Annotated in this window: 20 protein-coding genes and 1 pseudogene; 7 read left to right on the top strand and 14 right to left on the bottom strand. The window is 74.0% G+C overall.

What is annotated here, in order from left to right; translation table 11 throughout:
* Positions 1 to 135 precede the first annotated feature (135 nt).
* The 6 genes from SNOUR_RS16825 to SNOUR_RS16800 all read right to left on the bottom strand — a co-directional run bounded on the left by SNOUR_RS16825 (position 136) and on the right by SNOUR_RS16800 (position 8,576).
* Entirely contained in the window at positions 136 to 1,395 is a 1,260-nt protein-coding gene (locus SNOUR_RS16825) for a hypothetical protein (protein ID WP_067347855.1), read from the bottom strand.
* Complete coding sequence (locus SNOUR_RS16820; RefSeq protein WP_067347854.1) at positions 1,385 to 3,421, bottom strand: hypothetical protein; 2,037 nt, start codon at positions 3,419 to 3,421, stop codon at positions 1,385 to 1,387. Before SNOUR_RS16820 ends, SNOUR_RS16825 begins: the two co-directional genes overlap by 11 nt.
* A gap of 249 nt (positions 3,422 to 3,670) precedes the next feature.
* Positions 3,671 to 5,227, bottom strand: coding sequence for a DHA2 family efflux MFS transporter permease subunit (locus SNOUR_RS16815; RefSeq protein WP_312632602.1), 1,557 nt, complete (start codon positions 5,225 to 5,227; stop codon positions 3,671 to 3,673).
* Positions 5,228 to 5,354: 127 nt separating this feature from the next.
* Positions 5,355 to 6,971, bottom strand: coding sequence for a transporter (locus SNOUR_RS16810; protein WP_067347851.1), 1,617 nt, complete (start codon positions 6,969 to 6,971; stop codon positions 5,355 to 5,357).
* Positions 6,968 to 7,807 carry an ABC transporter ATP-binding protein gene (locus SNOUR_RS16805; RefSeq protein WP_067347848.1) on the bottom strand — a complete coding sequence of 280 codons (840 nt, stop codon included), beginning with the start codon at positions 7,805 to 7,807 and terminating at the stop codon, positions 6,968 to 6,970. Before SNOUR_RS16805 ends, SNOUR_RS16810 begins: the two co-directional genes overlap by 4 nt.
* Positions 7,808 to 7,904: 97 nt before the next feature.
* The gene (locus SNOUR_RS16800) at positions 7,905 to 8,576 is read right to left on the bottom strand and encodes a bifunctional DNA primase/polymerase (RefSeq protein WP_079142725.1); all 672 of its coding nucleotides are present in this window, start codon (positions 8,574 to 8,576) and stop codon (positions 7,905 to 7,907) included.
* A gap of 469 nt (positions 8,577 to 9,045) precedes the next feature.
* On the opposite strand from SNOUR_RS16800, the gene SNOUR_RS16795 reads away from it, so the two are divergent.
* Together SNOUR_RS16795 and SNOUR_RS16790 are read left to right on the top strand one after the other, a co-directional pair.
* A complete protein-coding gene (locus SNOUR_RS16795; protein ID WP_067347845.1) occupies positions 9,046 to 10,437 on the top strand; it encodes an NsdA family TPR-like regulatory protein in 1,392 nt (463 codons plus the stop codon).
* A 258-nt stretch (positions 10,438 to 10,695) separates the two neighbouring features.
* Positions 10,696 to 12,483 (top strand): hypothetical protein, encoded by a 1,788-nt coding sequence (locus SNOUR_RS16790; protein WP_312632601.1) that lies wholly within the window; start codon positions 10,696 to 10,698, stop codon positions 12,481 to 12,483.
* Between the two features lie 24 nt (positions 12,484 to 12,507).
* Here SNOUR_RS16790 and SNOUR_RS16785 read toward each other — a convergent pair whose 3' ends face one another.
* On the bottom strand, positions 12,508 to 13,845 hold the full coding sequence (locus SNOUR_RS16785) for an ABC transporter substrate-binding protein (RefSeq protein WP_067347841.1): 1,338 nt from the start codon (positions 13,843 to 13,845) through the stop codon (positions 12,508 to 12,510).
* Positions 13,846 to 14,016: 171 nt separating this feature from the next.
* On the opposite strand from SNOUR_RS16785, the gene SNOUR_RS16780 reads away from it, so the two are divergent.
* Together SNOUR_RS16780 and purU are read left to right on the top strand one after the other, a co-directional pair.
* On the top strand, positions 14,017 to 14,475 hold the full coding sequence (locus SNOUR_RS16780; protein ID WP_067347839.1) for an SCO4402 family protein: 459 nt from the start codon (positions 14,017 to 14,019) through the stop codon (positions 14,473 to 14,475).
* Between the two features lie 58 nt (positions 14,476 to 14,533).
* Complete coding sequence (purU, locus tag SNOUR_RS16775) at positions 14,534 to 15,424, top strand: formyltetrahydrofolate deformylase (protein ID WP_039633646.1); 891 nt, start codon at positions 14,534 to 14,536, stop codon at positions 15,422 to 15,424.
* Between the two features lie 72 nt (positions 15,425 to 15,496).
* On the opposite strand, the pseudogene SNOUR_RS16770 reads toward purU, so the two are convergent.
* Both SNOUR_RS16770 and SNOUR_RS16765 read right to left on the bottom strand, forming a co-directional pair.
* Positions 15,497 to 16,842, bottom strand: a pseudogene (locus SNOUR_RS16770) (zf-HC2 domain-containing protein).
* Positions 16,839 to 17,498, bottom strand: coding sequence for an RNA polymerase sigma factor (locus SNOUR_RS16765; RefSeq protein WP_067347837.1), 660 nt, complete (start codon positions 17,496 to 17,498; stop codon positions 16,839 to 16,841). The pseudogene SNOUR_RS16770 and the gene SNOUR_RS16765 overlap by 4 nt, the downstream one beginning before the upstream one ends.
* A 613-nt stretch (positions 17,499 to 18,111) precedes the next feature.
* Here SNOUR_RS16765 and SNOUR_RS16760 point away from each other — a divergent pair.
* On the top strand, positions 18,112 to 18,486 hold the full coding sequence (locus tag SNOUR_RS16760; RefSeq protein ID WP_066985354.1) for an STAS domain-containing protein: 375 nt from the start codon (positions 18,112 to 18,114) through the stop codon (positions 18,484 to 18,486).
* Between the two features lie 55 nt (positions 18,487 to 18,541).
* Here SNOUR_RS16760 and SNOUR_RS16755 read toward each other — a convergent pair whose 3' ends face one another.
* The 3 genes from SNOUR_RS16755 to SNOUR_RS48360 form a co-directional block, all read right to left on the bottom strand.
* The gene (locus SNOUR_RS16755) at positions 18,542 to 19,930 is read right to left on the bottom strand and encodes a sensor histidine kinase (protein ID WP_079142723.1); all 1,389 of its coding nucleotides are present in this window, start codon (positions 19,928 to 19,930) and stop codon (positions 18,542 to 18,544) included.
* 38 nt (positions 19,931 to 19,968) lie between these two features.
* The gene (locus SNOUR_RS16750) at positions 19,969 to 20,631 is read right to left on the bottom strand and encodes a response regulator (protein ID WP_067347834.1); all 663 of its coding nucleotides are present in this window, start codon (positions 20,629 to 20,631) and stop codon (positions 19,969 to 19,971) included.
* A gap of 320 nt (positions 20,632 to 20,951) precedes the next feature.
* Positions 20,952 to 21,416, bottom strand: coding sequence for a hypothetical protein (locus tag SNOUR_RS48360; protein WP_312632600.1), 465 nt, complete (start codon positions 21,414 to 21,416; stop codon positions 20,952 to 20,954).
* Between the two features lie 179 nt (positions 21,417 to 21,595).
* Here SNOUR_RS48360 and SNOUR_RS16740 point away from each other — a divergent pair, with 179 nt between their 5' ends.
* Positions 21,596 to 22,846, top strand: a complete 1,251-nt coding sequence (locus tag SNOUR_RS16740) for a helix-turn-helix domain-containing protein (protein ID WP_067347832.1) — start codon at positions 21,596 to 21,598, stop codon at positions 22,844 to 22,846.
* A 43-nt stretch (positions 22,847 to 22,889) separates the two neighbouring features.
* On the opposite strand, the gene SNOUR_RS16735 is transcribed toward SNOUR_RS16740, so the two are convergent.
* Both SNOUR_RS16735 and kilB read right to left on the bottom strand, forming a co-directional pair.
* A complete protein-coding gene (locus SNOUR_RS16735; RefSeq protein ID WP_067347830.1) occupies positions 22,890 to 23,939 on the bottom strand; it encodes a hypothetical protein in 1,050 nt (349 codons plus the stop codon).
* Between the two features lie 186 nt (positions 23,940 to 24,125).
* A complete protein-coding gene (kilB, locus tag SNOUR_RS16730; protein WP_067347827.1) occupies positions 24,126 to 24,596 on the bottom strand; it encodes a plasmid transfer protein KilB in 471 nt (156 codons plus the stop codon).
* A gap of 164 nt (positions 24,597 to 24,760) precedes the next feature.
* Between kilB and SNOUR_RS16725 the strand changes: the two genes are divergently transcribed.
* On the top strand, positions 24,761 to 26,626 hold the full coding sequence (locus SNOUR_RS16725) for a serine/threonine-protein kinase (RefSeq protein ID WP_067347825.1): 1,866 nt from the start codon (positions 24,761 to 24,763) through the stop codon (positions 26,624 to 26,626).
* The last annotated feature ends 165 nt before the right edge of the window (positions 26,627 to 26,791 follow it).

Genomic DNA, 26,791 nt, shown 5'->3' with positions numbered 1-26,791 from the left:
GAGGAATTACAGTCCGTCGAAGCCCCCGACGGTAATCCCCGGACAAAAGTTGTGCCGGGTTTTGGGCAAGGGGTGGGCCGGGTGGGTGTCGCCGTGCCGACGGAGGCACCGTCGCGCTGCGCGAGGGCGGTTCGCTCACTCCAAGGTGCGGGTGAAGTCCCCGCGTTGGACCCGCGCGGCGAGCGAGGCGCCCGACAGCAGGGAGCCGTAACCGGTGGCCGCCCAGAGGCTCTTCTCCGCGGGCACCTCGAAGTACGGCACCGGGCGGTCGTCCAGGCGGTCCGTGAGGACCTCGGGCGCGCGGCGGGTGCGTACGGCACGGAGGCAGGCGTCGCAGGCGGCGACCCGGAGTTGCTCCCGGCGGCCCAGGGGCCGCCAGGGTATGCGGCGGGTCGCCGGGCCGTGCAGCGGGTGGAAGAAGCACAGCGGCAGCGTGGCGCGGGCGGGGGAGAGCGCCGCCCGGCCCTCGGCGACCAGCGCGAACACGCCCGCCAGATCCGGGACGCCGCGGGCACGGTCCAGCACCGTGCCGGCCGCGGCATAGGCGTCCAGGGCGCGCTCGATGGCCGCCGGATCGCCGGTGGCGGCACGGGCCTCCTCGCCGAGCCGCACCACCTCCTCGCCGGCCCGCTCGCGCAGCCCCTCCTCGTCGGCCCGGTGGGCGGCGGCGAAGACGGACCGGGGCATCGCGAACGGCGTCCCGAAGTCGCGCAGCCGGGACCGGCGCCGCAGCAGCAGCCAGGCCGCGGCGAGCACCAGCACCGGCCCGACGGCCAGCGTCACGATCCGGACGACCGGGGAAGTCCCCTGCGCCGCGGGCTTCTTCGGCGAGGCGCCGCCCGAGGTGCCGAGACCGGCGGTGCGTCGCTCGTATTCCGCGTTGCCGTCGCCGGCCTCGATGAGGTCGATCGCCCGGGATATCCGCTTGGTCAGCCCGGCGCCCTTCATGGCGTCGTCGAAGAACACCGACGCGGCGGCGCGCTCCGCCTGGTGGGCGTCGGAGGGCCACTCTCGGGCCTCGATGTCGTCGGGGTAGTGCCCGGGAGCGATGAGGATGGCCGGCCCACCGCCCATTCGCTCGTGCACCACCTCGATCAGCTGCTCCGGCTTGCCGCCCCAGTTGTCGCCCTCGACCAGCGGGACCAGCACGACCCGGATCGGGAGTCGGCTCTGCCGGATCTTCTGCACCAGCGTGCGCTGGTCGTCCGGCCCGACCGCCGAGGAGAGGGACGGATCGACGTACACCGGCGAGGTGCGCAGCGCGTCGGCGATCTTCTGCCCCGGGCTCTCGGCGGCCGTGGCGGGCCCCGCGACGGCGCAGAGCAGCGCGACGGAGGCCGCCCCGACGGCAAGGGCGGACCGCAGCGAACGACGGCGGCGAAGGTCAGTGGACACCGAAGGACTCCCGTACCTCGCGGGTGAGTTGATCTATGCCGGCGCCCTTGGCGAGCGACGCCAGCGGACCGGGATGCTGGGGATAGGGGCCGTAGCCCTGGCGCCCGGAACCGTCCGCACCGTACAGCCGCAATATCTCGCCGGGCGTCTCCAGGCAGGCCGCGCACACCGGGCCCCGGGGCGCCCGGCGACTGCCGGCCGGCGGCTTCGGTGCCCGCTCGACGGCCGTGCCGTGCAGCGGATTGCGGTGGCAGATGTGCGCCGCGGCGGACGGCTCCCGGACCGCGGCCCGGCCGGCCCGGGCCAGCACGATCGCGCAGGCCAGGCTGGCCGGGGTGGCATCATCGTCGATGAGGCCGTCGCTGTCGCCGTCGACCAGCAGCGCGGCCGCGTCCAGGCACTCCCAGGCTCGGCGCCGGGCCTGCTCCGGGAGGTCGCTCGCCGGCTCCAACTCGCCGGTGAGCGCCGCCACTTCCTCCCGTGCGGTGCGCCGCAGCCACGACTGCCGGGGCTGGACGGGCGCCGCCGCGGCGGCCAGGGACCGGGCGCGGCCCCGGGCCAGCGAGCGGGCGAGCGTCCAGACCGCCACCACCAGTCCGAAGAGCAGCAGCGCGGCCAGTCCGCCGATGAACAGCCCGGCCCGGAAGTCCCCGCTGAACAGGCCGGGAAGCCTCTGCTCCGCGGCCGGGTCCGGCGCGGGCCGCGGTGGGTACGGCTGGTCGGCGTGCGGGGACTCGGGGGCCTTGGAGAGGTAGGTGACCAGCTTGTCCAGCTGGGAGCCGAGCGGGCCGGTGGTGGGATCCGCGTAGACGAGGTCGCGGGGACGGCCGTAGAGATACGCGGAGTCCACCGGGGTGCCGTAGTTGACGATCTCGATGCCGCCGCCCGTCGGTTCGGTGACGACGAACAGGGCGTCACGGTGCAGCCGGTCGTGCAGCGCCTTCGCCAGGCGGTCCTCGTCGCCCTGCGACTCGTCGTCCGTCGAGGTGGGCACGACGGCGATCAGGACGGGGACGGGCAGGGCGCCGATCCGCTTGCGCAACTCGGCGCGCCGGCCGGCGTCCAGGGAGGACGGGCTCTCGGGGTCGACGTAGAGCGGGTCATGGCGGAGCCCCTCGGCGACCCGGTCGACACGGGCCCGCATGTCGGCGGCCGTCGGCACCGAACCGTCCCCGGTGGTGGTGTCGTCGAACACCCGTGACGCGGTGAAGGCCAGCAGTCCCGCGAGCGCCAGCGCGCCGAGCTCCAGCAGCGGCCACCGCCGGCCGCCGGGGGAACCCGCTTCGCCCTCCTCGCGCCGGAGCCGGCGCCTGCGCACCGTGTACTTCGCGATCAGCAGCGCGGACAGCGGCACCCCGGTGACCGCGACGCCGGTCAGGAAGCTCTGGTCCTCCCGATCCGTCTGCGAGGTGTGCAGCGCGGACGGCTCATGGGAGTTGTACGCGCCGCCGTATGCGGCGCGGGCCTTGTCGGCGCGCTGGTTGGCCTGGCCCGAGGCGAGCACGTCGACGAAGTGCCGGAACTCCTCGCGGGGCGTGGCATCCATGGGCATCTCGTAGGTGGTCGCGGTCTGCGCGTCCTGTGCGCCCGGCACGCTCACCCCGTAGGTCTGCACGTCCATCAGGCCCATCTCGGACAGCGAGACATACAGCCCCTTGCGCCCGAGGCGGTCGTGGATCCCCGCGAGCAGCCCGGAATCCGGGCCGCCGGACGTGTGGAACGGGAGCACGACGAGGTATGTCGGAACGTGCAGTCGCTTTGCCTCCGCGGCGAAGGCGGGGGCCGTCGACCGGGGCACGGCGCGCGGCAGTTGGTCGCTGATGTAGACCGGATCGCGCCGCAGTTGCTCGGCGAGATAGGCGGACTGGCTTGGGGCATCCGCACCTGGGGTCGAGCCTGCGGGTGCGGCCGAGCCTGCGGGTGCGGCGTGCGCGCCGCCGGCGGTGAGCAGCACCGTGCCGACGGCGAAGAGTGCCGCCAACCACCTCGTCACGAGCACCACTCCGGCGCGCGGCACCGCTTCCACCACCCCTCGTTCACGTCGTCGCGTTGACGTTGACGTTGATGTTGACGTCGGCGTTGACGCTACAGCGGTTGTGCGGGGGCGGGGAAGGCTGTGGAAAACGTCCCGGCCCCACAGGCCCCCTCCCGTGTGTCGGACGGCCCCCGCCCGGTGGGGGTGAGGGGAACCAGGGCCGTCGTGGTGACCCCGGAGGCCCCGCATCCGGCACCCACCACCAGCATCCGCGCTGGCGGCCCCCGCCCCAACAACCCCCTACCGCCGTCGCGGCAGGAACACGGCCGGGAGGACCGCCAGTGCCACGAAACCCACCGCCCAGACATACGTGTGCTGGAACGCGTCGGCCAGTTGCGGCGCGAGGTGCCGCACCGCGGTACGCGGCAGGGCGTGGACGGCTTCCAGGCCCCCGGACAGCGAGCGGGGGAGGCGGTCGGTCAGCGCCCCGGCCAGGAGGACGGACATCAGCGCGCCGCCCACCGAGGCCCCGAGCTGCGGAATGATCGTCATCGTGGTCGAGGCGACCGGGATGCGGTCGGCGTCGACGCTCCGGGTCGCCGCGGCCATGGTCGGCATGATCGTCATGCCGACGCCGATGCCCATCAGGGCGAGCGCGGCCATCAGGACCGCGTACGGGGTGTCGGCGGCCACCTGGGTGGTGAAAGCGAGGAAGCCGGTGGCGGCCAACACCACTCCCGTGGGCACGAGTTTGCCCGGTGCCACCTTGTCGCCGAGCCGGCCGGCGAACTGCATGGTGATGCCGGTGGCCAGCACCTGCGGAATGCCCAGCAGCCCGGCGCCGGTGGCGCTCTGGCCGCGGACGACCTGGTAGTAGAGCGGCAGCAGCATCATCGAGCCGAAGTAGCCGCAGGTGAACAGCGCCAGGGTCGCGACCGCCGTGCCGAACGGGCGGTGCCGCAGCAGGCGCAGATCGAGCAGCGGCTCGGCCGCGGTCAGTGCGCGGACCACGAAGGCCGCGACGAGGGCGGCCCCGAGCAGGGTCGGCAGCAGTGCGCCGGGGGAGGCGAAGGCGTGGCGTTCGGCGCCGGTGCTCAGGCCGTAGAGGAGCAGCGCGAGACCGGGGGAGAGGGCCAGCAGGCCGGGCACGTCGAGCCGGCGGGTGGGCTGCGGGGTGTCCCGGGGGAAGAGGCGGGCGCCCAGCAGGAGGGCGAGCAGGCCGATCGGGACGTTGATCAGGAAGATCCAGCGCCAGGAGACCTGGTCGACCAGGTAGCCGCCCAGGACCGGGCCGATCAACGGGCCGACGAGGACGGGTATGCCGAGGATGCTCATGATCCGGCCGCGGTGCGCCGGGTCGGAGGCCCGGATCAGGATGGTCATGCCGACCGGGGAGACCGCGCCGCCGGCCAGTCCCTGAAGCACCCGGAAGGCGATCAGCGACTCGATGTTCCAGGCGAGCCCGGCCAGCGCGGACCCCAGGGCGAACGCCCCGATCGCCAGCAAGTACAGGCGCTTGGTGCCGAATCGGCCGATCGCCCAGGCGGTGAGCGGGATGACGGCGGCCAGCGCGAGCGTGTAGCCGGTGACCACCCACTGGATGGCCGCCAGCGGCGCGTGGAAGTCGGCGGAGAGGCGGTTGAGTGCGACGTTGACGACCGTGGTGTCCAGGACGGTCATCAGCGAGCCCAGCACCACGACGGAGGCCAGGGCGGCGATGCGGGGCGTGCCGTGGCGGCGGGTGTGCCGGGCGGTCGGGCCCGGCGGTCCGGTCCGGTCGGGTCCGTCAACTGCGCTGCCGGGCGCGGTGGTCGGTGCGGTGGTGGTGTCGGGGCTGGGGGCGGGCGTCGGCGGCATGGTGGGCTCCCGGGCGGAGAGACGAGTGGGGGTGCCGGCCCGTTCACCGGCCGGCACCCCCACACCCTCGAACCTCAACCAAACTTGATGTCAAGCGGTCGAGTGCGGCCCCGAGGAGGCCGTCGGATCACCCCTTGCTGACCGCCGCCAGGATCTCCGGCAGCCGCGCCGCCACCCGGGGAGCCGCCAGGCGCAGCCCGAGCGTCGCGACCCCGAGTCCGTACACCGCACCGGCCGGCAGCAGCACCCACAACAGGCCCGAGAGGCCCGCCACATGGAGCCAGACGGTCAGGGCCAGCAGCGGGGAGGTCAGTGCCGCGGCGGTGAGGAAGCCGCCGAACAGGCTGATCCAGGCGATGCCGGCCTGGCCGGGTGCCACGTTCTTGTTGCCGTCCGACGGGATGGAATACGGGAACAGCGCCGATGCCATCGCCCCCGTGGCGACCAGCGCGCCCAGGAGGCCCAGCGAGAGCCCGTAGACCTCCAGGAAGGACGACCACGGGCCGATGAAGGCGGCGGCGCCGACGACGACCAGCGTGACGTACGGGACGGCCACCAGCATCAGGGTCAGCGCCCGGGCCCGCAGCTCCAGGAAGGCGTCGCGCGGGGTGGCGATCGTCGAGGCCACCATCCAGAACGCCGAGGTGTCCTGCCCGAACTGGTTGTACATCTGCAGGCCGAGCAGCGCGGACGCCGAGAACGAGGTGTAGATGCTGCCGTTGCCCTGGGCGGCGTAGACGACCGGCAGCAGCAGGCCGAGGCCGAGCGCCATCGCCCAGGACATCTTCGACTTCGGGTCGCGCCAGGCGTAGCGCAGCGTCCGCAGCATGACGGTGCCCGTGCGCCCGTCGGGCAGCAGTCGCGCGAGCCCGCGCTGCTCGCCGGCGGGCCGGCGTGCGCTGTCCTTCTCCACGGCCTGGAGGGTCGAGGAGTCCGGCGAGGTCATCAGGGCGGTCAGGGTCCGCTGCCACCACCACAGGAGCAGCGCCAGGGCCGCTATCGCCAGTGCCAGGCCGGCCGCCGCGCGCCCGTACGCGCCGTGCCCGGCGTCGTCCACGGCGCCGAGCGCGGAGGCCGGCGGCATCCAGCGCAGCACCTCGCCCAGCGGCTCCAGGACGGACAGGCCGTCCGGGCTGCCCAGTTGCCGCGCGGCGATGTTGACGCCCTGGGCGCCGAACGCGACGAACAGGCCGCCGAGGACGGCGAGGTCGCGGCCCCGGCGGCTGGTCAGCAGCCGCACCGAGGCGGTGGCGACGGCCCGTGCCAGGGCGACGCACACCAGCACCACCAGGGCGACGGCCAGGACGCCGACGACCGCGGCGGCCGGCCCGTCCGCGACCGCGATCACCGCGCCGGTCGCCAGGACCAGGGTGGTGAGCGGGCCGAGGCCGACCAGCGACGTCACCAGCAGCGCACGGATCAACGGGCGGGGCCGCAGCGGCAGCATCACCAGCCGGGTCGGGTCCAGCGTCTCGTCGCCGGTGGGGAAGAACAGCGGCATCACCGCCCATCCCAGGGTGAGGATCCCGGTGAGGACGACGGCGAGCGTCCCGGCGTGCGGATTGCCGCGCAGCGCCAGCAGACCGAGCGCGATCGCGGCGGTGAAGAGCAGGCCGACCACGGCCGAGAGGACGTAGGCGGCGGTGCGTCCCGTCGACTGGCGCAGGCCGTTGCGCAGCAGCGTCAGCTTGAGCCGGACGAAGACCGGGACCAGTGCGGCGGGGGCGGTGGCTTCGGTGCTCATCGGGCGCCGCCGCCCAGCCAGTCGAGGTTCTGCCCGGCGCCGCGGCCACGCGCGCCGACCAGTTCGAGGAACGCGTCCTGGAGCGAGGGTGCGGCGCCGCGCACCTCGGCCAGCGGACCCTGTGCGCGGATCCGGCCGGCGGCCATCACCGCGACCCAGTCGCAGAGCGACTCGACCAGCTCCATGACATGGCTGGAGAAGATCACCGTCGCCCCGGAGGAGGTGTAGCGCTCCAGGACGCCGCGGATGGTCTGCGCCGACACCGGGTCGACGCCCTCGAAGGGCTCGTCCAGGAAGAGGATCTCCGGGTTGTGCAGCAGCGCGGCGGCCAGCCCGATCTTCTTGCGCATGCCCGTGGAGTAGTCCACGACGAGCTTGTGCTGGGAGCCGGACAGGTCGAGCACGTCGAGCAGCTGGCCGGCCCGCTTGTCCACCTCGGCGCCCGGGAGGCCGCGCAACCTGCCTATGTAGGCGAGGAGTTCGCGCCCGGAGAGCCGCTCGAACAGGCGCAGTCCCTCGGGCAGCACGCCGATCCGGGACTTGACCCCCACCGGGTCCTGCCAGACGTCGTGCCCGCCGATCTCGACCCGTCCGGAATCGGGCCGCAGCAGGCCCGTCACCATGGAGAGCGTGGTGGTCTTGCCCGCGCCGTTGGGGCCGACCAGGCCGATGAAGTGGCCCGCGGGCAGGGTCAGGTCGATGCCGTGGACGGCGGTCTGCTCGCCGAACCGCTTCCACAGGCCCTCGATGCGGACCGCGGGCGGGCCGGCCAGGGCACCGCCCGGGGTCGCGACCGACCCGTATTGCTCTTGCTTCTTCTCCGGTTCGCTGGCCACGGCCTGCCCTTCGACGTCCCCGCAGGGGCCGGGACCTGGCCCCCGTCCAGGCATCCCACGATACGGGCAGGCGCTGACAAACCGGTTCGGACCTGTGTCAGCGGGCGCGGATCGCCGCCGCGTCGCGGGCGCAGGCGTACGCCAGCGGGCTGATCAGCTCTTCCGCGTCGGGCAGCCAGCGGTTGGTGGCGGTGGGGCGGCGCGCCCACTGCACCGCGCCGTGCGGCCCCACCCGGGTCGGCGGGGCGGCGATGTACTCGCCCTCGCCGCGGCAGATCAGGTCGAGGGCGGCCGGCGCCCAGCCGAGGTTCCGCACCAGGTCCGGGACCTTCGCGGAGGCGCCGGGCAGGACGAGGAAGAGCATCCGGCGGTCGGGGGTGCGGGTCACCGGGCCGAGTGTCACGCCCAGCCGCTCCATACGGGCCAGCGCCAGGCAGCCCGCCATCTCCGGCACGTCGAGAGCCTCGAACGTCCGGCCCGTGGGCAGCAGGATCGATGCCCGCGGGTGCTTGCTCCACATCCGGCGGACCGCGCTGGCGCTGCCGGTGGCCGTGCCGGCCCAGCCCGGCGCGGTCGGATGGGCGCCGGGCAAGGGGCAGTTGGCCGCGTCGCACGAGCAGCGCGGCCGGTCGCCGTCGTGCTCCAGCCATGCGCCGGGGAACACCTCCCAATGGCGCTCCTCCGCGTAACGCACCGCAGTTTCGATGAGTTGCTCGCCGCGCTGTTTGGGGATCTGCGGGGCTCCTGTGACTCCGATGGTCTCTTCCACGCAGATGACAACTGCACGTGTCACCAAGGGTTACGGCCGAATGGGTGACTGCCCCGGCGCATCGTTCCAGCACGTGGGGCGCATGGATGCACCAGTGGGGGCGCGTGTGCGGATGGGGCCCGCGGAGCGGGTAGCCACCTGCGTGACGGGCGGAGAGGCCGCCCGGCGGACGGCCGATGCAGCAGGGGAGAGCTGCATCGCCCGCCGTGACCGGTGCACGGGCACCGAGCGCCCCCCTCCTCGTGAACCAGCCCTTCGCGGCACGGACGTCGGGATGCCGCGCTTCGCACGACGACGCACGGGCATCGCCCACATCACAGGCATCCCGGGCATCGGCTGCGAAGCGCGTCGCCCGGTTCGTACTGCGTATATCCCGGATGTCTCGGATATCCGGGATATGTACGGGGAATTGATCGCGGGGACGGCGTTCGCCGGTGAACGCGCAGCAGCAGTACAGGGGGTACACACCATGGCCGCCAGGCCACTCGTCGCGCGCCAGCCCAATGAACGGCTGCAGGCGCTCATCCAAGAAGCCGCGTGCTCCAACGCGGGGCTGGCCCGCCGCGTCAACATGTGCGGCGCGGAACACGGTCTAGACCTGCGCTACGACAAGACATCCGTGGCCCGCTGGCTGCGCGGACAGCAGCCGCGGGGCCGCGCCCCGGCCATCATCGCCGAGGCGCTGGGCCGCAAACTGGGCCGCACGGTCACCATCGACGAGATCGGGATGGCCGACGGGAAGAACCTCGCGTCCGGGGTGGGGCTGCAGTTCTCGCCGACCGTCCTCGGGGCCATCGAGCAGGTCTGTGAACTATGGCGCAGCGACGTCGGACGGCGGGACTTCCTCAGCGGGTCCACGGTCGCCGCCTCCGCGCTGGTCGAGCCCAGCAGGGACTGGCTGATCACCGGGGCGGACACCCAGGTGTCCCGCAACGCCGGCGCAAGAGTGGGCATTTCGGATGTCGCGGCCGTACGGGCCATGACGTCGGCGCTCAGTGAACTGGACCACCGCTTCGGCTCGGGGCACGTCCGGCCGGTCGTCGTGCACTACCTCAACAGCGTGGTCTCCGGGCTGCTGGCGGGGTCGTACCGGGAGGCGGTGGGGCGGGAACTCTTCGCGGCCGTCGCGCGGTTGACCGAACTGGGCGGCTACATGGCCGTCGACACCGGACAGCCGGGCCTGGCGCAGCGCTACTACATCCAGGCGCTGCGGCTGGCGCAGGCGGCCGGCGACCGCGGCTACGGCGGCTATGTGCTGGCCGCCAGCATGAGCCACCTGGCCGCCTCGCTGGGGAACCCGCGGGAGATCGCCCAGCTGGCGCGGGCCGCCCAGGAGGGGGCGCGGGGGCAGGTCACACCCAGGGCGGAGGCGATGTTCTTCGCCGCGGAGGCGCGCGGTCACGCCCTGATGGGCGACGCCCGGGCCTTCCAGTCGGTGGCGGGCCGGGCGGTCGCCGCGATGGAGCGCGCCGAGGCGGTGACCGAAACGGGCGACGACCCGGCCTGGATCGGCCACTTCGACCCGGCCTACCTGGCCGACGAACTGGCCCACTGCCACCGTGACTTGGGGCAGCCGATCCCGGCCGCGCAGCGTGCGCAAGAGGCGCTCGACGGCCATCCGGCGGGCCGGGCGCGCCGCCGCGCCATCGGGCTGGCACTGCTGGCCAGCGCCCAGGTGCAGCAACGGGAGGTGGAGTTGGCCTGCCATACGGGCACCCAGGCGATCGAGCTGCTGGGCGGGCTGCGCACGGATCGCGGCGCGGAATACCTGGAGGAATTCCGGCACCGTTTGGTGCCGTATCAGGACGAACCAGTCGTAAGGGAATTCACCGCCCGGATGGAACTCCGCGCCGCGGCGTGAGCAACGCCTCAAGAAGAGGCGGTGAGCCGCCGCGACGAGGGTCGTGGACGGGTGGAAGGAGGAATCGGCCGAAGGGCGTTCGGCCGTGCGCTGCCGGGGCGGGCCGGGATTCCGGCCCGCCCGTCGCGCGGTCGGCGGCGCTGCGGGCGCGGTCCGCCGGCGACCGGTGCGGTGACCAGGACACATGGTCGAACGTTGCTGCGAACCGGTAGCGTGCAGCCGACGATTCCGTAGGTCTGCACGATGGTAGGAGTCCCGGTGACGCAGAGCGGACAGGGCAACGACCCGCAGAATTCTGCGGCAGGCCCGGCCAGGGAGGGCATAGTGCTGCCCGCCGTCGGCGGCGACGCATGGGCGCCCGACCAGCAGGCCGCGCCCCCGGCCGGCCGGCCCTGGGGGCAGCCCTGGGGACCGGGCCAGCAGCCGGCCGCCCAGCCCGGCGGCGCGCCGGGCGGGCCGCAGCCGTACGACCAGGGCCCGGCACAGGGCTACCCGGCCGCTCCCCCGGCACACGCACCGGCTCCGCAGGCTCCCCCGCTCTCGGCTCCGCTCGAGTGGGAGGTACCCCCATCGCCGTTCCCGCAGCCCGGCGGGCAGCAGCTGCCCCCGCAGAACCCGGGCTTCCCGCAGCAGCCCCAGGAACAGCCGCAGACGCCGCCCATGCCGGGCGCTCCCCCCGCGCTGCCGCCCCAGGCGGGCCCGCCGGCCGCCGGGCCGCTGCCGCCCCACGCCGCCGGCGCCGACGCGACCACCATCCTCTCCCTCGGCGGCCAGTCGGGCCGGCAGTCCGTGCCCGGCGCCCTGCCGCCCCAGAACGCCCCGTACGCCGGCCGGCAGCCCGCCCCGGCCGGTGAACTGGTCCGTGCGACCCCGCAGGCCGGCGCGCCGCTGCCGCCGGCCGCCGGGGACGCCGAGGCGACCACCCTCCTGCCGCCCGTCGCCGGCGGCCCCGGTGCCGCCCCGCTGCCGCCCGAGGCGTCGGCCGCCGCGGAGCCCCGCGACGCCGCCACCCAGATGCTGCGGGCGATCAAGCCGACCGACGCGCCGCCGCGGGGCGGCCAGCCCCTGCCCGGCAGTGCGGACGGCTCCGAGGCCACCCAGCTGATACCGCCGGTCGGGGGCGGCGCCCCCGGTGTCGGGATGCCCACCCCGCCGCCCGGTACGCCGTTCGGCGCCGGGCCGGGCGTGCCTGGCGAACGCCCGACCCCCGCCGAGTTCGACGGCCTGTTCCGCGACGGACCGGCCGGTCCGGGCGCGTCCGCCGCCCCGGACTCCACCGCGCAGCTGCCGCGCTTCGACAGCCAGGCGGCCCACCCGCCCTACGGCCAACAGGGCGGCCCCGGCGGCCCGTTCGCCCCCGGTGGCGGTCAGGGTCAGTACGCCTCCTACGAGGAGGACGGCGGCGGGCGTCGCAAGATACCCGCCGCGGCGATCGTCGGCGTGATCGTGGTCGCGCTGGCGGGCGTCGGCCTCGGCGTCGGCTGGGCGCTCAGCGGCGGCAGCGACGACGACGCCGGCCCGAAGAAGCAGGACACCGGCACCACCAAGGCCAAGACGGCGGGCGGCGACGCCTCCAAGTCAGCCGACGACCCGGCCGCCAGTCAGGCCAAGGGCCTGGACGCGCTGCTCGCCGACAGCAACAACAGCCGCTCCGCGGTCATCGGCGCCGTCCAGAACATCAAGGGCTGCAACAACCTCGACGGCGCGGCCGGCGACCTGCGGTCCGCCGCGGGGCAGCGCAACGACCTGGTCAAGCGGCTCCAGCAGCTCCCCGTGGACAAGCTCCCGAACAGCGGCGAGCTGACCGCCGCGCTGACCAAGGCGTGGCAGTCCTCGGCCGCCGCCGACAACCACTACGCGGCCTGGGCCGACAAGGCCGCCGGCAAGGGCGGCTGCGACAAGGGCCACGCCAAGGGCGGCAAGGAGGCCGGCCAGGGGAACGCCGCCAGCGGTGCGGCCACCCAGGCCAAGCGGCAGGCGGCGGGCCTGTGGAACCCGATCGCGCAGAAGTACGGCCTGCGGGAGCACCAGCCCGAGCAGCTGTGAGCCGCCGGCCGGCGTGCCGGCGCGTCAGCCGTCGTCCGTGGGCCGCCGCTCCAGCGTCGCGGTGACGTCGACGAACCCCTCCTGGGCGGCGACCAGTTGACCGTGCCGGACGACCTGGTACGTCACGTCCGCGTTGACGATGCGCGGGAAGTCCGTGACGGCCAGCATGTCGTCGTCGCGCCAGCGCAGCATGGGCGTCAGACCGCCGGTGTCGATGGTCCGGTCGCCGCGGTCCAGGGCGGTCTGCAGGGCGTGCGCGGTGATGTCCTCCACGCCCTGGTCGGCCAGTTGCCGGATCACCGCGCTCAGCACCGTGTAGGCGATCCAGGTCGTCTGGACGCCCTGGTCGGCCGGGTCGATGCGGTTGTCGTCGAACGCCTCCTGGGTGATCACCCTGCGCATCGGCGCCCAGCGCGGATCGCCGGCGGCCGGGTACCAGCCGGTGACGTCCGCGCCCTCCAGCGGGCCGGAGACGCCGCCGCTGCGGTTGACCATCGACTGGTCCACGCTGCCCAGGACGGACCCGACCTGCACCTTGGGGCTGCTCTCCTGGAGGCGGCGGAAGGAGTCGAAGAAGGTGTCCGTGCTGTCGCCCAACGAGGCGGCCACGCAGGAGCCGGGCGCCTCGCCGCCGGCCTTCGCCGTCCCGTAGCGGGCCGGGTCCGCGCCGACCGCCTCCAGGGCGGCGGCCACCTGCCGCGAGTAGTCCGTGCCGGTCTCCGGCGCCTTGATGTCCGCGGCCCGGTCGCGGCCGCCGCCGAGTCCGGCGTCGAGCAGCGCGGGCATCTGGTCGCCCTGGATGGTGTCCGGGCGGACCAGCGCCACCCGCCGGCAGTCCGCCGCCAACTGTCGCCCGTTCCCCGCCAGGAGGGCGGCCTGGCCGCCGTTGACGGGGTAGGAGAGCGGGCTGGAGAACTCCTCGGCGGAGGCGCCGTACCCGCCGATGAACGGGATGCCCGCCACCTCCAGCGGCGACATGAACGAGCGGCCCCACTGGCTGTAGGAGCCGACCACGGCGACCGCCCCGGCGTCCACCGCCCGCTGGGCGCACCGGGCGGCCTCCACCGAGTCGTTGCGCTCGTTGCAGGTGAGGACCTTCAGGGGGTGGCCGGCGATGCCGCCGCGGGAGTTGACCCAGCGGGCGTACGCCTGCGCCATGGCCGGCATTCCCGGCATATTGGTCGTCCGGGTGCCCTCGGGTGCCCAGGTCATCACCGTGATCGGCTCCTGCTCCCCGGAACCCGCTCCGGGGAGGGAGCCGCAGCCGGACAGCAGTGACGCGATGACCGCCGTGCACGCCGCCGCGGCCGTCGCCGAGGCGCGCGGGAAGTGGCGGGGGGAGGAGCGTCGCCGTCCGGTCATGACCCCGCAGCCTTCCGCCCGGGGCGGAACGGGCGAGTGACGCGCGGTCAACGTACGGTGACGCCGCGGTGAACTCCGGGGGGCCGATCGAGATCATTCGGACGGAACGTACGATCGCTTGCTGTGCAAGGTTCGGAGAAGTCTTCCCGTCGCGGCCGCCGCTCGACCACCATGGGCGGTATGCCGCTCTCTGACATGCCGTGGTGGCGCTGGCGCAGCAATGTGCGCTCCGCGCTGCACATGCTCTCCGACCCCGTCTTCCAGCAGCACACCTGGCTCGCCGGCCGTCCCGGGTACGGAGACGTCACCGACGCCGTCTACCGGCTCGTCGAGGACACCTGGCTCGACAACTGGTCCGCCGAGAAGTACATCGGCACGATCTTCCGCGACGCCCAGGAGGCGCAGCTGGTCGACGCCGCCGTCCTGCGGGTGCTGCGCATCATGCACCAGGTGGGGGCGGACGCCCCGGTGACCGCCTACATGGAGCACCCCGGCTGGCCCGACGCCGTACGGGCCGCCCGCGAGGCGCACGTCCACCTGGCCACCGCGGACGGCGAGGACCCGGACACCGCCCCGCACTCCCTCGAAGCGCTGGCCGTCATGGCGGGCACCCTCCAGGTGCCGGTCTGACCGGTGGCCGGGGCGCCCCGGTCCGAGCCGCCCGGCGGATATGGGACCCTATGAGGTCATGAGCGAGTCGCAGCCCACCCAGTCCGGTCAGCACGATCGGAACGATCAGTACGTCCTCACCCTCTCCTGCCCGGACAAGCAGGGCATCGTGCACGCCGTGTCCAGCTATCTGTTCATCACCGGCTGCAACATCGAGGACAGCCAGCAGTTCGGCGACCGGGACACCGGGCTGTTCTTCATGCGGGTCCATTTCACCGCGGACGCGCCGGTCGACGTCGAGAAGCTGCGGGCCAGCTTCGCGGCGGTGGGCGACTCCTTCGCGATGGACTGGCAGATCCACCGGGCCGACGAGAAGATGCGGGTCGTCCTGATGGTGTCGAAGTTCGGGCACTGCCTGAACGACCTGCTCTTCCGCTCGCGGATCGGCGCGCTGCCGGTCGAGATCGCGGCCGTGGTCTCCAACCACACCGACTTCGCCGAGCTGGTCGGCTCGTACGGCATCCCCTTCCACCACATCCCGGTCACCCGGGACACCAAGGCACAGGCCGAGGCCCAGCTGCTGGAGCTGGTGGAGAAGGAGCGGGTCGAGCTGGTCGTGCTCGCCCGCTACATGCAGGTCCTCTCCGACGACCTCTGCAAGGCCCTGTCCGGCCGCGTCATCAACATCCACCACTCCTTCCTGCCGAGCTTCAAGGGCGCCCGGCCCTACCACCAGGCGCACGCCCGCGGCGTCAAGCTCATCGGCGCCACCGCGCACTACGTGACCGCGGACCTCGACGAGGGCCCGATCATCGAGCAGGAGGTCGAGCGCGTCGGCCACGAGGTCACGCCGGACCAGCTGGTGGCGATCGGCCGCGACGTGGAGTGCCAGGCGCTGGCGCGGGCCGTGAAGTGGCACAGCGAGCGCCGAGTGCTGCTCAACGGCACCCGGACAGTGGTCTTCGCCTGACGAGGACAGGCCCTAAGGCCGCGGCGCCCGGGTCCGACCCGGGCGCCGCGGCCGGTCCGGCGGCGGTCCGGCTCACAGCCGCGACAGCGCCGCCGTCGCGAACAGCACCTCGCGGATCGCCTCGCGCTCGCCGGTCTGACCCGCCGCGGTCTCCTCCGGCGAGATGTGCCCGGCGGCCAGCTGGCAGAACTCGTCGCTGTCCAGCGCGAGGTGGGCGACGGTGCACTCCGGTGAGCCCACCGCCGCCGGGGAGTCCAGCGCTATGTACCAGTCCCCGCCGCCGCTGCCCTCGACCTCCAGGTGGAGCGAGCGGCCCGGGGCGCCCGCGGCGACCAACTGCTGCGGCGGCGCGGCCAGCCCGTCCCGCCGCCGCTGGGCGAGCGTGGTCGGCAGCAGCCGGGCCGCGAGGTCGACGAGCAGGTGGAGGTGGCCGGCGGCTTGTACGGGTAGTCCACCGCGTCGGCGATGTCCCCGGCGTGCACCCACGTCTCGAAGGCCCGGTCCAGGAAAGCGTCGCGCAGCGCGAGGTCGAACTTGCCGTACGGGACGGAGAGTTCGGCGACCCCGCCGCCGGCGAACGAGGCGGTCCTTATCAGCGCCTGGCTCTGCTCGCGCCACGGGTCGTGCGGCGCCCGCGGGTCCGGTTCCTCGCCCAGGGTGCGCCAGTACGCCTCGGTGCGGCGGCGCGGGCCGGGGTGTTCCGGGGCGGCGGGGCCCAGCGGGTCGGGCAGCCCGAGGGACGTCGCGACCATGCCGTCCACCGCCATCAGGTGCCCGATCACCCCGGCGACGGTGGTGTCGCGCTCCACCGGCTCCCGGCCGTCGAACCAGCGCAGCCGCACCGGGGCCCGCCACTCCGACTCGCCCATGTCGCGCAGCAGGGCGTCCAGTTTGGCGGCCTCGGCGTCGAACGGCGTCGCCCACTCCGGAACCGGGATGCGCGGCGGCCGGCGGCCCAGGCAGCCCTCCAGCACCCGCGACCGCAGCAGCGGGTCGAGGTCGAGGCTGTCCGCGGGGTGCAGCAGCCCCACCGCGTCGCGCAGCCGCAGCGCCTCCTCGGCGCAGGTGGCGCAGTCCGTCAGGTGCGCCTCGACGGCGGTCGTCTCCTCCGACGAGCAGGCGGACAGCGCCCAGGCCCCCAGCAGGGACTTGAGCACCTTGTGGGACGGGGCGGCCGGTGGTGGGTAGCGCGGGCCGGTGTCGTCGCCGATCACGGGGTCGTCATCGCTCTCGTACTCCGCAGGGGCGTGGTGGGGCGGGGCGGGGGCCGGGACGGGACCGAGCCCCCGGTGGGGGACCGGTGGGAGGTCCGGCAGCGGGCCGTGGTCCTCCGCGGCGGGGCGCGGTGACGGTATCCGCGGTCTTTCACCGGGGCCGCCGGAGCGCTCGCGGCCGTCCCACTCGTCCGGGCCCCTCACAGCGACCGTCCGTGGCCCGGACCGGGCGGTGCGGGGTGCGGCGGGCGCGGGGTGTGCGGCCCGCGGGCGACGCGGCGCATCGGGACGGCCGGCAGGGCCTGGTGGTTGTGGGCGGTGGACAGCAGCTGGAGGCCCAGGCGGAGCCGGCGCCGCGCCTCGTCCTCGGTGACGCCGAGGTCGGCGGCGGTCTGGCGGTAGTCCCGGCGCTGGAAGTACGCCAGTTCCAGGGCCTCGCGCAGCGGGGCGGGCATGGACGTGACGATGTAGTCGGCGCGGGCGGCGGTGGACGCCTCGTGGATCTTCCGCTCCAGCTCGCGCTCCGACTCGGCGGACGCGGGCCCGGCCTCGCCGCGGTCGCGCGCCGAGTCGGCCTCGGTCTGGCGCAGCCGCTGGACGGCCTGGTGGCGGGTGATCCCGGCCACCCAGGAGCGCAGCGAGCCCTGCTTGGGGTCGTAGGAGTCCGGGTGCTCCCAGACGTAGCCGAACACCTCGCGGGTGATGCGGTCGGCGGCGTCCTCGTCGTCCAGGACGCGGTAGGCGAGGCTGTGCACGAGCGAGGCGAAACGGTCGTAGAGCTCACCGAGTGCCGCGGCCTCGCCGCGGGCGAGTCGCTGCTGCATCCGCCTGTCCCAGCGCGGTGGTGCGTCATGTGCCATGGGACCCCCATCCCTGCCCGTCGCGGCCGGGCTCACACCTCGGCCGGCGCTCTGCCGAGACCTCCGCCGCGCGCTCCGCCGCGACCTCGGCCTGCACGAAGGGCCCGCGCGCCGCAGGACCCTGTGTCGTCACTCCCGCTCACTGTCGTACCCGTACTCGCCCCTTCGCTCACGAATGCCAGGTCATCACCCGATCCGGCGGCGTGCGGACGCCGTGGCACCGGATGTGCGCACGGCGTGACGGTCGCCGTGTCCTCGAATGTAGTGGGCGGGTCCGACAGTGCAGGCGCCTTTGCGGCAAAGCCGGTCGCGAGGGCGTCGCAGGTGGTAAGGGCGTGGTGACGTTGTGGTGGATCTGGTGACACTTCCGGTTCGAAGTGGATCGATGTGGACCGTTTGTGACCGTATCTACCCATGTGTTATGCGGGTGTGACCGGTTGCGGGCGAAAACCCGCTGCCCTCTGGGCATAGCCTTGGGCGGGAGGAGCCCGCCGCGCCATGGAATCGACAGCGTTTCACGGGGGAGAGGCCGGGCAGTCGAGCCGGGAAGGGTGGGTTCCGGATTGCAATCGGGGCCCATCCGGTCCGAAAGCGAGCGAAAGGCTTCGAGCGCGTGTCGTTGAAGGTGGCAGAGGACGAAAAGGGCCCCTGGGCCGTACTTCAGGTCTCGGGCGAGATGGACCTGGTCACATCGCCCGCGGTGCGTCAGCACGTGCACGACGCGGTGGCCGAGGGCCGGCGGTCCCTGGTCCTCGATCTCTCCGAGGTCCGGTTCTGTGACTCCAGCGGGGTGGGCGTGCTGATCGCCGCCCGCCGCCTGATGCGTTCCTGTCAGGGGAGACTGCGGCTGATCCTGCCCGCCCAGGGCGCCGTCGACGGCTCGCACGTCAACCGTGTGCTGGCCGCCCTCGGGGTCCGCCGGCTCTTCGAGGTCTACCCGGACCTGCCCACGGCGGTGGACGAGGCGGCGGCCCCGCTGTCGGCCTGAGCCGGCCGGCCGCACCGGTCGCCCACCTGCGTTCCGCCGCGGCGGAACCCCGTCCTCACCCCGCCCCGTACGGGAACTCCGCCCGTACGACGAAGCCTCCCTCGGCCGTGGGACGCGCCTCCAGCGTGCCGCCGAGGCTCTGTGCGCGCTCGCGCAGCCCCACCAGCCCGTGCCCGCCCCCGGGCAGCGCGGGGACCGGCACCGTCGCGTCCGGCGGCCCGTTGCGGATCTCCACCCGCAGCCCGGCCCGGCCCCGCTCCACCGCCTCCGGATCGCCCGGCGCGGCCAGCTCCACCGCGTCGACCCGGACCCGTACCTGCGCCCCCGGCGCGTGCTTGCGGACGTTGGTGAGCGCCTCCTGGACGGTGCGGAAGGCGGCCCGCTCGACCGTCCTGCCGCCGCGCGGCCGGTCCGCGCCGGACCCCGCGGCGCCGTCGTGCGCGGTCCGCAGCCCCTCGTACGTCACGTCCAGCGCGCTCATCTCGATCAGCCGGGGCAGCTCGTCCAGATCCGGCTGCGGCGCCAGTTCGCCCGCCTCCTGGGCGTCGCCGCCGGCCGCCCGGAGGACGCCGACCATGTGCCGCAGCTCCTCCAGCGTGCGGACGGACAGCTCACGGATCGTCCGGGCGCCGTCCCGCGCCGCCGCGTCCCCCGTGCTGACCTGTACGGCACCGGCCTGCAGGCTGATCAGGCTGACCTGGTGGGCCACCACGTCGTGCATCTCCCGGGCCAGCCGGGCCCGTTCGGTTGCCTTCACCCGCTCCGCCAGCAGCCGGTCCTCGCGGCGCAGGCTGCGGGTCAGGTCCTCGACGCGGGAGGCGAGTTCGCGCCGGGTCCGGACCAGCAGACCGAGCGCGATCGGGGCCGCGGAGGTGACGCAGGCGTCGATCAGGACCAGGGTGTTCTCCCGGTACGCGGTCGGCTCGAAGTCGGAGATCGGATACGGCAGGAAGTGCGCGGCGACCAGCAGCAGCGCGCAGACGCCGAGCCGGGCGCGGCCGGGCCGCAGCGCGGCGAGGGTGTAGAGGGCGATCATCGGCGCGAACCAGATGTAGCCGATGTAGAGCCCCGGCAGCGTCACCAGGAACACCAGCAGCGGCCAGCGGCGGCGCAGCAGCAGGGCCGCCGCAGCGACCACCGAGACGCCCAGCTCCAGCGCCATCCCCAGGCCGTTGACGAGCAGCGCGTCGGCGATCGAGAGCAGCATCGGGACCAGCACCGGGCCGACCCGGCGCAGCCGTCGGCCCAGCGGCCCGCACAGCAGCCGGCGCACGGCCCGGCGGGCGGTCCGGCGGACGACGTGGCGGACGAGCACGCGGGTGCCGGACCGGTCGCGGCCCCGTATGCCGCCCGGTCCCGCCGTCCCCTCTCCGGGCGCGTCCCCGATTACGTCCCCGGCCGCGCTCGCGGCCGCGTCCCCGGCCGCGCCTCCGACCGCGCCCATGGCTGCGTCCCGGCCCGCCGGGGTCTCCCGGCCGGATATCACCCGGTCCCCCGCGGAACCCCTGCCACCAGGCCCGCCCGGTCCGCGACGATCGCCGCCTGTATGCGGTTGATTCCGCCCAACTTGGCCAGCAGTGCCCGCACATGGTCCTTCACCGTGCTGGACGCCAGCCCCATCCGCTCCGCGATCTGCGCATTGCCCAGGCCCTCGCCCAGCAGCGCCAGGACCTGCGACTCGCGCGGCGTCAGCCCGCTCACCGCCCGGGCCGCGGCGGCCTGGTCCTCGGACGTCAGATAGCCGCCGATCACCGCCCGGGTCACCCCGGGGTCCAGCACGCTGCCGCCCGCCGCCAGCGTCCGCACCGCCCGCACCAACTGCTCCGGGTCGGAGTCCTTGAGCAGGAACCCCGCCGCGCCCTCCCGGAGCGCCGCGGTCAGGTACTCCTGCGCGTCGAAGGTGGTGAGCATCGCCACGGCCGGCGGGTCCGGGGCGGCGCGCAGCCCGCGCAGCACGGTCAGCCCGTCCACGTCCGGCATCCGGATGTCGAGCAGGACGACCTCGGCCGCGCAGCTCAGCACGGTCTCCACGGCCTCTGCGCCGCCGCAGTCCGCCACCATCTCGATGTCCGGGGCGGTCCCCAGGATCATCCGCAGTCCGGACCTGACGAGCCGCTCGTCGTCCACCACAGCGACACGGATCACCGGCCGCCCCTTTCTCCCACACACCCGTCCGAGCCTCGGAACCGCCCGGCGTTGCGCGACTCCGTCCCTGCCGCCGGTTCCCCCTTCAGAGGGCCCCACACCCCCGCCGAGCGGCGGGGGTCCTCGCCCGACCTGCGGACGATGGCGCGGGGCGGACCCCGCGGGCAGAGTGGTTCTCATGCTGCACCACTGAAGAGGCCACAAGCCCAGGACGCGTTGCAGTTCACATCGACGGCCGCCGCGGCCCCCACACGCGACGGACGTCCCCCGGCGCGCGGGGGTGGCCCGAAGGGGAACCTTCCCCGCCTGGTCGCGGGGGCCTACGAGGCCCCGTCGCCGCCTCCCCCGCCGCCGTTTTCACCTGATTGTTCAGCTTTGCGCGTGCGCGTCAGGGACGACTTGTTCGGTTCTTCCGATTCACCGGATTCATGTCCTTTGCGTGCGCGTTGGTCGCCTTCGGCCTCGTCCCCTTCGGCTGCGCGGCCTTCGGGATCCGGCTCATCCGGCTCCTGGGACCACTGATACGCCGCCAGCCGCTCGCCCCGGCTCTCCGCGACCCGCACGGTGTCCCGCAGCGCCGTCCTCAGTTGCGCCGACAGGAACCGCAACTGCCCGGCATCGGCCGAGGGGTCGTCGATGAGGGGCTCGGCGTGATCCAGCAGTCCGATGCTCATCGCCAACTGGAGGGCCTCGACCCGGTCCGCGTACCGGGAGACGGGGCCGTCGCCCGTCTGGTCGGTGAGCAGATAGCAGGGCTGGTCGGCGGAGCCGGTCCAGGGCAGCAACCGGGCAACGGGACGAGCGGAAGGGTGCGACACGTCGGCCTGCTTTCTTCAGGTGGGCGGGGCGGGCCGGCGCGCGGCCGGGCCCGTCGTCTCGTGGACGACCCTCGCGCCGATCGCGGCCCGATCCCAGCCCAACTTCCTATAGGACGGCCCTATACCGGCCGCCCTATATTGGAGCCATGGGCGACTTTGCTCCGGACGTGTGGACACATCCCCGGCTCATGGCGGCGGTCGTCGAGGAGGACTGGGGCGCGGTCTTCCGCACGTACCGGCGGCTCACCGGCGTCAGCCAGATGACCCTCGGCGCGCGCGTGGGGCTGGTGCAGCCGGACGTCTCGGAGATCGAGCGCGGGCGACGGCGGGTCACCTCGGTGGAGGTGCGGCAGCGCATCGTCGCGGGGCTCGGTATTCCGCCGGAGCGGTTACCGGGCGCCGCGGCGGAAGGCGACGCACTGCCCGTCCCCGGGCTCGCCTTCGCGGGCGTCACCCCGGACGAGGATCTCCTCGCGCGGGTCACCACCGCGGTGGACGGCGCGCACCGTGTCGACGGCGCGACGCTTGACTGGCTCGACCGCCTGCTGGCCGAACACCGCAGGGCCGAGGACTTCATCGGCTCGGCCCCGCTAGTCGAGGTGATGGGCCAGCAACTCCGCACGGTGGTCAACCTCTACGCCGGAGCGTGCGGCCCGTTGGCGGGGCGAGTGATCCGACTGGCCTCCGAGCACGCCCAGTTCCTGGCCTGGATGGCGCAGGACCAGGGGCGATCGGCCGCCGCGCTGGCCTGGTACGACCGGTCCCACGAATGGGCGTTGGAGGCCGGGGACACCGACATGGCCGCGACGACGCTCAGCATGAAGGCGCACATGGCCTGGTCCGGGGGGCGGGGGCGGCGGTGCGTACGGCTCGCGGAGGCCGCTCGCTGGTCGGCGCCGGGTGCGTCCCCGGGCGTACGGGGCATGGCGGCTCAGATGGCGGCCCGCGGCCATGCGCTCAACCAGGAGGGCGACGCCGCCCGCCGCCTCCTGGACGAGGCCCAGGAACTGATCACCCACGCTGCCACGCGTCCCGAAGACGAGCCGCCGTGGATGTACTTCTACGACGACACCTGGTTCACCCTGCAACACGGCATGGCCGCCATGCACCTCGGCGCGTGGCGCACCGCCACCCGGCACCTCACCTCCGGCCTCGCCGCCCTACCGCCCAACTACCGCCGTGACCGGGCCTGGTACCGCTCATGCCTCGCGCACGCGCACGCCGCCGCGGGCGAAGCCGAACAATCCCTGGCCGCAGCCCTCGCGAGCGTTCCCGACGCCTCCGGTGTCGGCCGCCCGCACGCGTGGCACGAACTCCACACCACCGCGGCCGTCCTGCTGCGCCGGGGCGCGGCGGAGGGGCGCGAGCTGACGGACGCGTTGCAGGCGCACGACTGACCGCCCACGGCAACTCGCCGCATCCCGGCGTCGGGTGTGGCGCTTACGTCGTCGACTCGTCGACAGGGGAATCCCGTTCCGACCGCCACCCCATCACCAGCACCACCACCGACGTCATCGCCGCCAGGCCGAACGCCGTGGTGGCCATGGACAGCGCGCCCTGTGGTGTCTCGAAGGACTGGTTGAAGAAGTCGGTGACGGTCAGCCAGACCACCGTGCGGACCGTGAGGTACAGCTCGACCGAGGCGAAGACCAGGAGCGCGCCGCGCAGGTCGCGGCGGGCGCGGAAGGCCAGCCAGCCCAGGAGGAAGAAGGCCAGCACCGAGCCGAGGGTGGTGAACTCGGTGGACGCGGCGAGGTTGAGGGTGCCCAGCACCGAGCCGTCCACCGCGCCGCGGAGGTACCGGAAGGTGTCCATCCCGGTCAGGGTCAGGTCGTGGACGGTCCAGACGAGCCGGGTCACGCCCATCGCCAGGAAGAGGACGCCGCAGATGCGGGAGAGCCGGCGGTCCCGGGCGCTGGGTACGGGGCACGGGGTGGAGGCGGCCCCCGACGCGCCGCCACTGCCCGTCCGTGAGCCGGTCCGGGGCCGCTCCCGGCCCTCCGTCGCCGGGAGCATCGTGGTCAGCACGACCACCGCGACCACCAGGCCCAGCACGCGGGTGGCCAGCGCCCACCCGCCGAGCGGGTCGGTGGCGTACTGGTCGCGGTAGGCGGCGTCGCAGAGGCCGACCGCCTCGCGCAGCGACACGGCCAGCAGGAAGAACCCGGAGAACAGGGCGGCGCTGCGGGCCGGCCGGCGGTGGGCGACGGCGAGCCCGGCGGTGGCGAGGAAGGCGGCGGCGAACGCCCACTCGTAGGGGCCGACCAGTTGGGACGCGGGGGAAGCGCCCGGGTTGAACAGTCCTTCGACGAAGTCCCATACGGAGCCGTCCCCTTGGACGATCCCGTACACCGTCCAGGCGGTGAGCGCGGTCGCGTAGAGGGTGAGGAAGAACGCGGTGGTGTGGTAGGCGCCGTGGTGCTGAGGGGCGGCGCGGGCCGGATCGCCGCCCGGACGTACGTCCAGCGCGTCGCCGTCCCGCATCACCATGCCCGATCCCCGATTCCGTGCCGTGCGTCGCCGTGGCGGAACTGTCGCCGGTGGCGCCGCTGCCGCCGCCTCACTGTGTCAAGGACGGGCGGAGGGGCGGGGGAGGTTCCGCTCCGTGTGTCGCGAGTTGATCAAGAAATGGTGGATCCTGCCCCGCGCGAGGGGCGGGGCGCGCGCCGGGGCCGTTCACCGTACGCGGCGGGCCGTGGCCGCCACGAAGTCGCGGATGCCCGCTCGGGTCGCCGCCCGCCGCTCGGTGAGGGCCTCGCGGTCCTCGACCCAGTGGATCTCGGTCACCTCGGCCATGATCCGCTCGCTGAGATCGAGGACGTCCGGGTCGTCGCTCACCATCTGGGCCCGGAACATGGCCTCCTGGGCCGCGTAACGGCTCTTGTACACCTCCTCGCGCAGCTCCGGGGTGTCCTCGCCGCAGCGGTCGTCCTCGTGCCGCACGAACCAGCTGTGGACGAGGACCCGGCGGTAGTCCAGCAGCGCTCCCGCGTACGCGCAGTAGGCATCGATCCGCTCCTGCCGCAGCCGCTGCGCGCGGGCGAACCCCTCGCTGCGGTCGGCGGACCGGCTCTGGAAGTGGTGGGTGACGGCGGAACCCAGCAGGGTCCCGAAGACGGCGACGACGCTCGCTATGACTGCCTCCATGACAGACAGTGGACCACAAGGGAAGGAGGATCCCGGTCATTTTCCCAACTGGTGCAGGTGGCGGCGGTGTTGTAGGACTACCTGCGGTAACGGACCGTGATCGGGCGGGTGTTGGGGCGGGAGTCGCCCCCGGGCGACCGGTGGGCGTGCGGCAAGATGTCGCCATGGGCATCTTCGGGGGAGAAGGCCGTCTGATCGGCGATCGGTATCGGCTCGGCATACGCCTGGGCCGTGGCGGCATGGGAACGGTCTGGCGGGCCACGGACGAACTGCTCGGCCGCCAAGTAGCCGTCAAGGAACTGCACTTGGACGACATGACGGCCGAGCCCGAGGCGCGGGTGCAGCGCGACCGGGCGATGCGGGAGGCGCGCACGGTCGCCCAGGTCAAGCACCCGAACGTGATCGTGGTGCACGACGTGGTCGAGCAGGACGGGCGGCCGTGGATCGTGATGGAGCTAGTGGAGGGCCCGTCGCTGGCCGACCTGCTGGCCTCCGCCGGGCCGCTCGCGCCGGACGAGGCGGCCCGGATCGGCCTGGCGCTGCTGGGCGCGCTGCGCGCCGCGCACGCCCGGGACGTGCTGCACCGCGACATCAAACCGGCCAACGTGCTGCTGGAGGACGGCGGCGAGCGGGTGGTGCTGACGGACTTCGGGATCGCCCAGGTGCCGGGCGCGACGACGCTGACCGACGCCGGCGGCTTCGTCGGCTCGCCCGAGTACACCGCGCCGGAGCGGATGGCCGGGCGGGACGCCGGCCCGGAGGCCGATCTGTGGTCGCTGGGGGTGCTGCTGTGCGCCGCCCTCAGTGGGGCGACACCGTTCCGCCGGGACTCGATGGCCGGGGTGCTGCACGCCGTGGTCTACGAGGAGATCGAACTACCCCCGGTGGACGGGCCGTTGGCGGAGGCGCTCGGCGGGCTGCTGGAGCGCGATCCGCAGCGGCGGTTGGACATGGACGCGACGGAGCGGCTGCTGAGCGGTGTCACGGCGCCGGGGCGCGACCCCTTCGGGGAGCCGGGCGACGGCGTCCGCCGTGGGGCCCGCCCGCCGCAGGGGGACCCGTTCCGGCCGCCGGCCGCGGCGGTCCGCCCGGGTGCCCCGGTGGCCGGGGACCGTGGCGCCCCCTTCCGGCCCGGCGGCACGCCGGTGCTGCCCACCCCGGGCGGTGCGGTGCGCCCCGGGGCCGGGGGCTTCGCCGGGCCCCCGGTGGCGCTCGCCGCGGTCCCCGGCCACGGGGGCGCCGCGCCCGGCACCCCGGCATCGGCCACCGCCCGCCCGGCGGACCGCCGCAAGAACCTCCCCCTGGTGGTCGCCGCCGCCGTGGTCGTCCTCGGTGGCGCCGCGGCGGGCCTCGTCGCCCTGCTGGCGCCCGGGGGCGGCGACGGCATCGACGACGACCTGACCGCCGCGCACCCCGGGGCCTCGGCACAGGCCACCGCCCACAAGGGGAAGAAGGGGCAGGGGGGCGCCCAGGGGCCGTCGGGCCGGGGCCCGTCGGATCCGCGGGGCATCGCGCCGGGCGGGCCCGGACCGACCCCCACGGCCACGGTGACCACCTCCGCCGGGCCGGTCGACGGCGGGCAGGCCCCGTCCGGCTACCAGATCGTCCGCGACCCGGCCGGCTTCACCATGGCAGTACCGACCGGCTTCACCCGCTCCTACGAGAACTCGCGGGTCTACTACTACTCCGAGGGCAGGCGCTTCCGGATCGGGGTGCAGCTGCAGAAGCCGGTGCCCGAGGGGCCCATCGGGGCGATGCGCAAGGCGGACGCCAAGGGGTCCGACAGCTATCCCGGATACCGGGGCGGAAAGGTCGTCGAGACCACGCACAACGGACTCCAGGCCGGGCGCTGGGAGTTCGTCTGGGACGGCAGTGCCCAGGATGCCGGCGCCCGCTACACCTACGACCTCAGCTGGAACGAGGGCGGCAGGATGATGGACATCTGGATCTCCTCCCCGGTCGCCTCCCACGCGGACGCCAAGCGACAGTTCGACACCGCGACCGCGTCCTTCCAGCTGTCCGGCCGGTGAGCGCCCGGCGGCGCCGGCCCGCCCCGCCACCCCCGGCCCGCCGGGCCGCGGTGCCGGGACCGTCGCCGTCGCCCCATCTCCCCAGACCAGCCCGCTTACGGCCAGTGAATACTGGCGCGATTGTGCGAAGCGGGTGAAAACCTGTTACTCCCGGGTACACAAAGC

It is taken from the genome of Streptomyces noursei ATCC 11455 (assembly GCF_001704275.1).
Classification (GTDB): Bacteria; Actinomycetota; Actinomycetes; order Streptomycetales; family Streptomycetaceae; genus Streptomyces; species Streptomyces noursei.
This window is presented reverse-complemented; position numbering and strand designations above follow the sequence as displayed.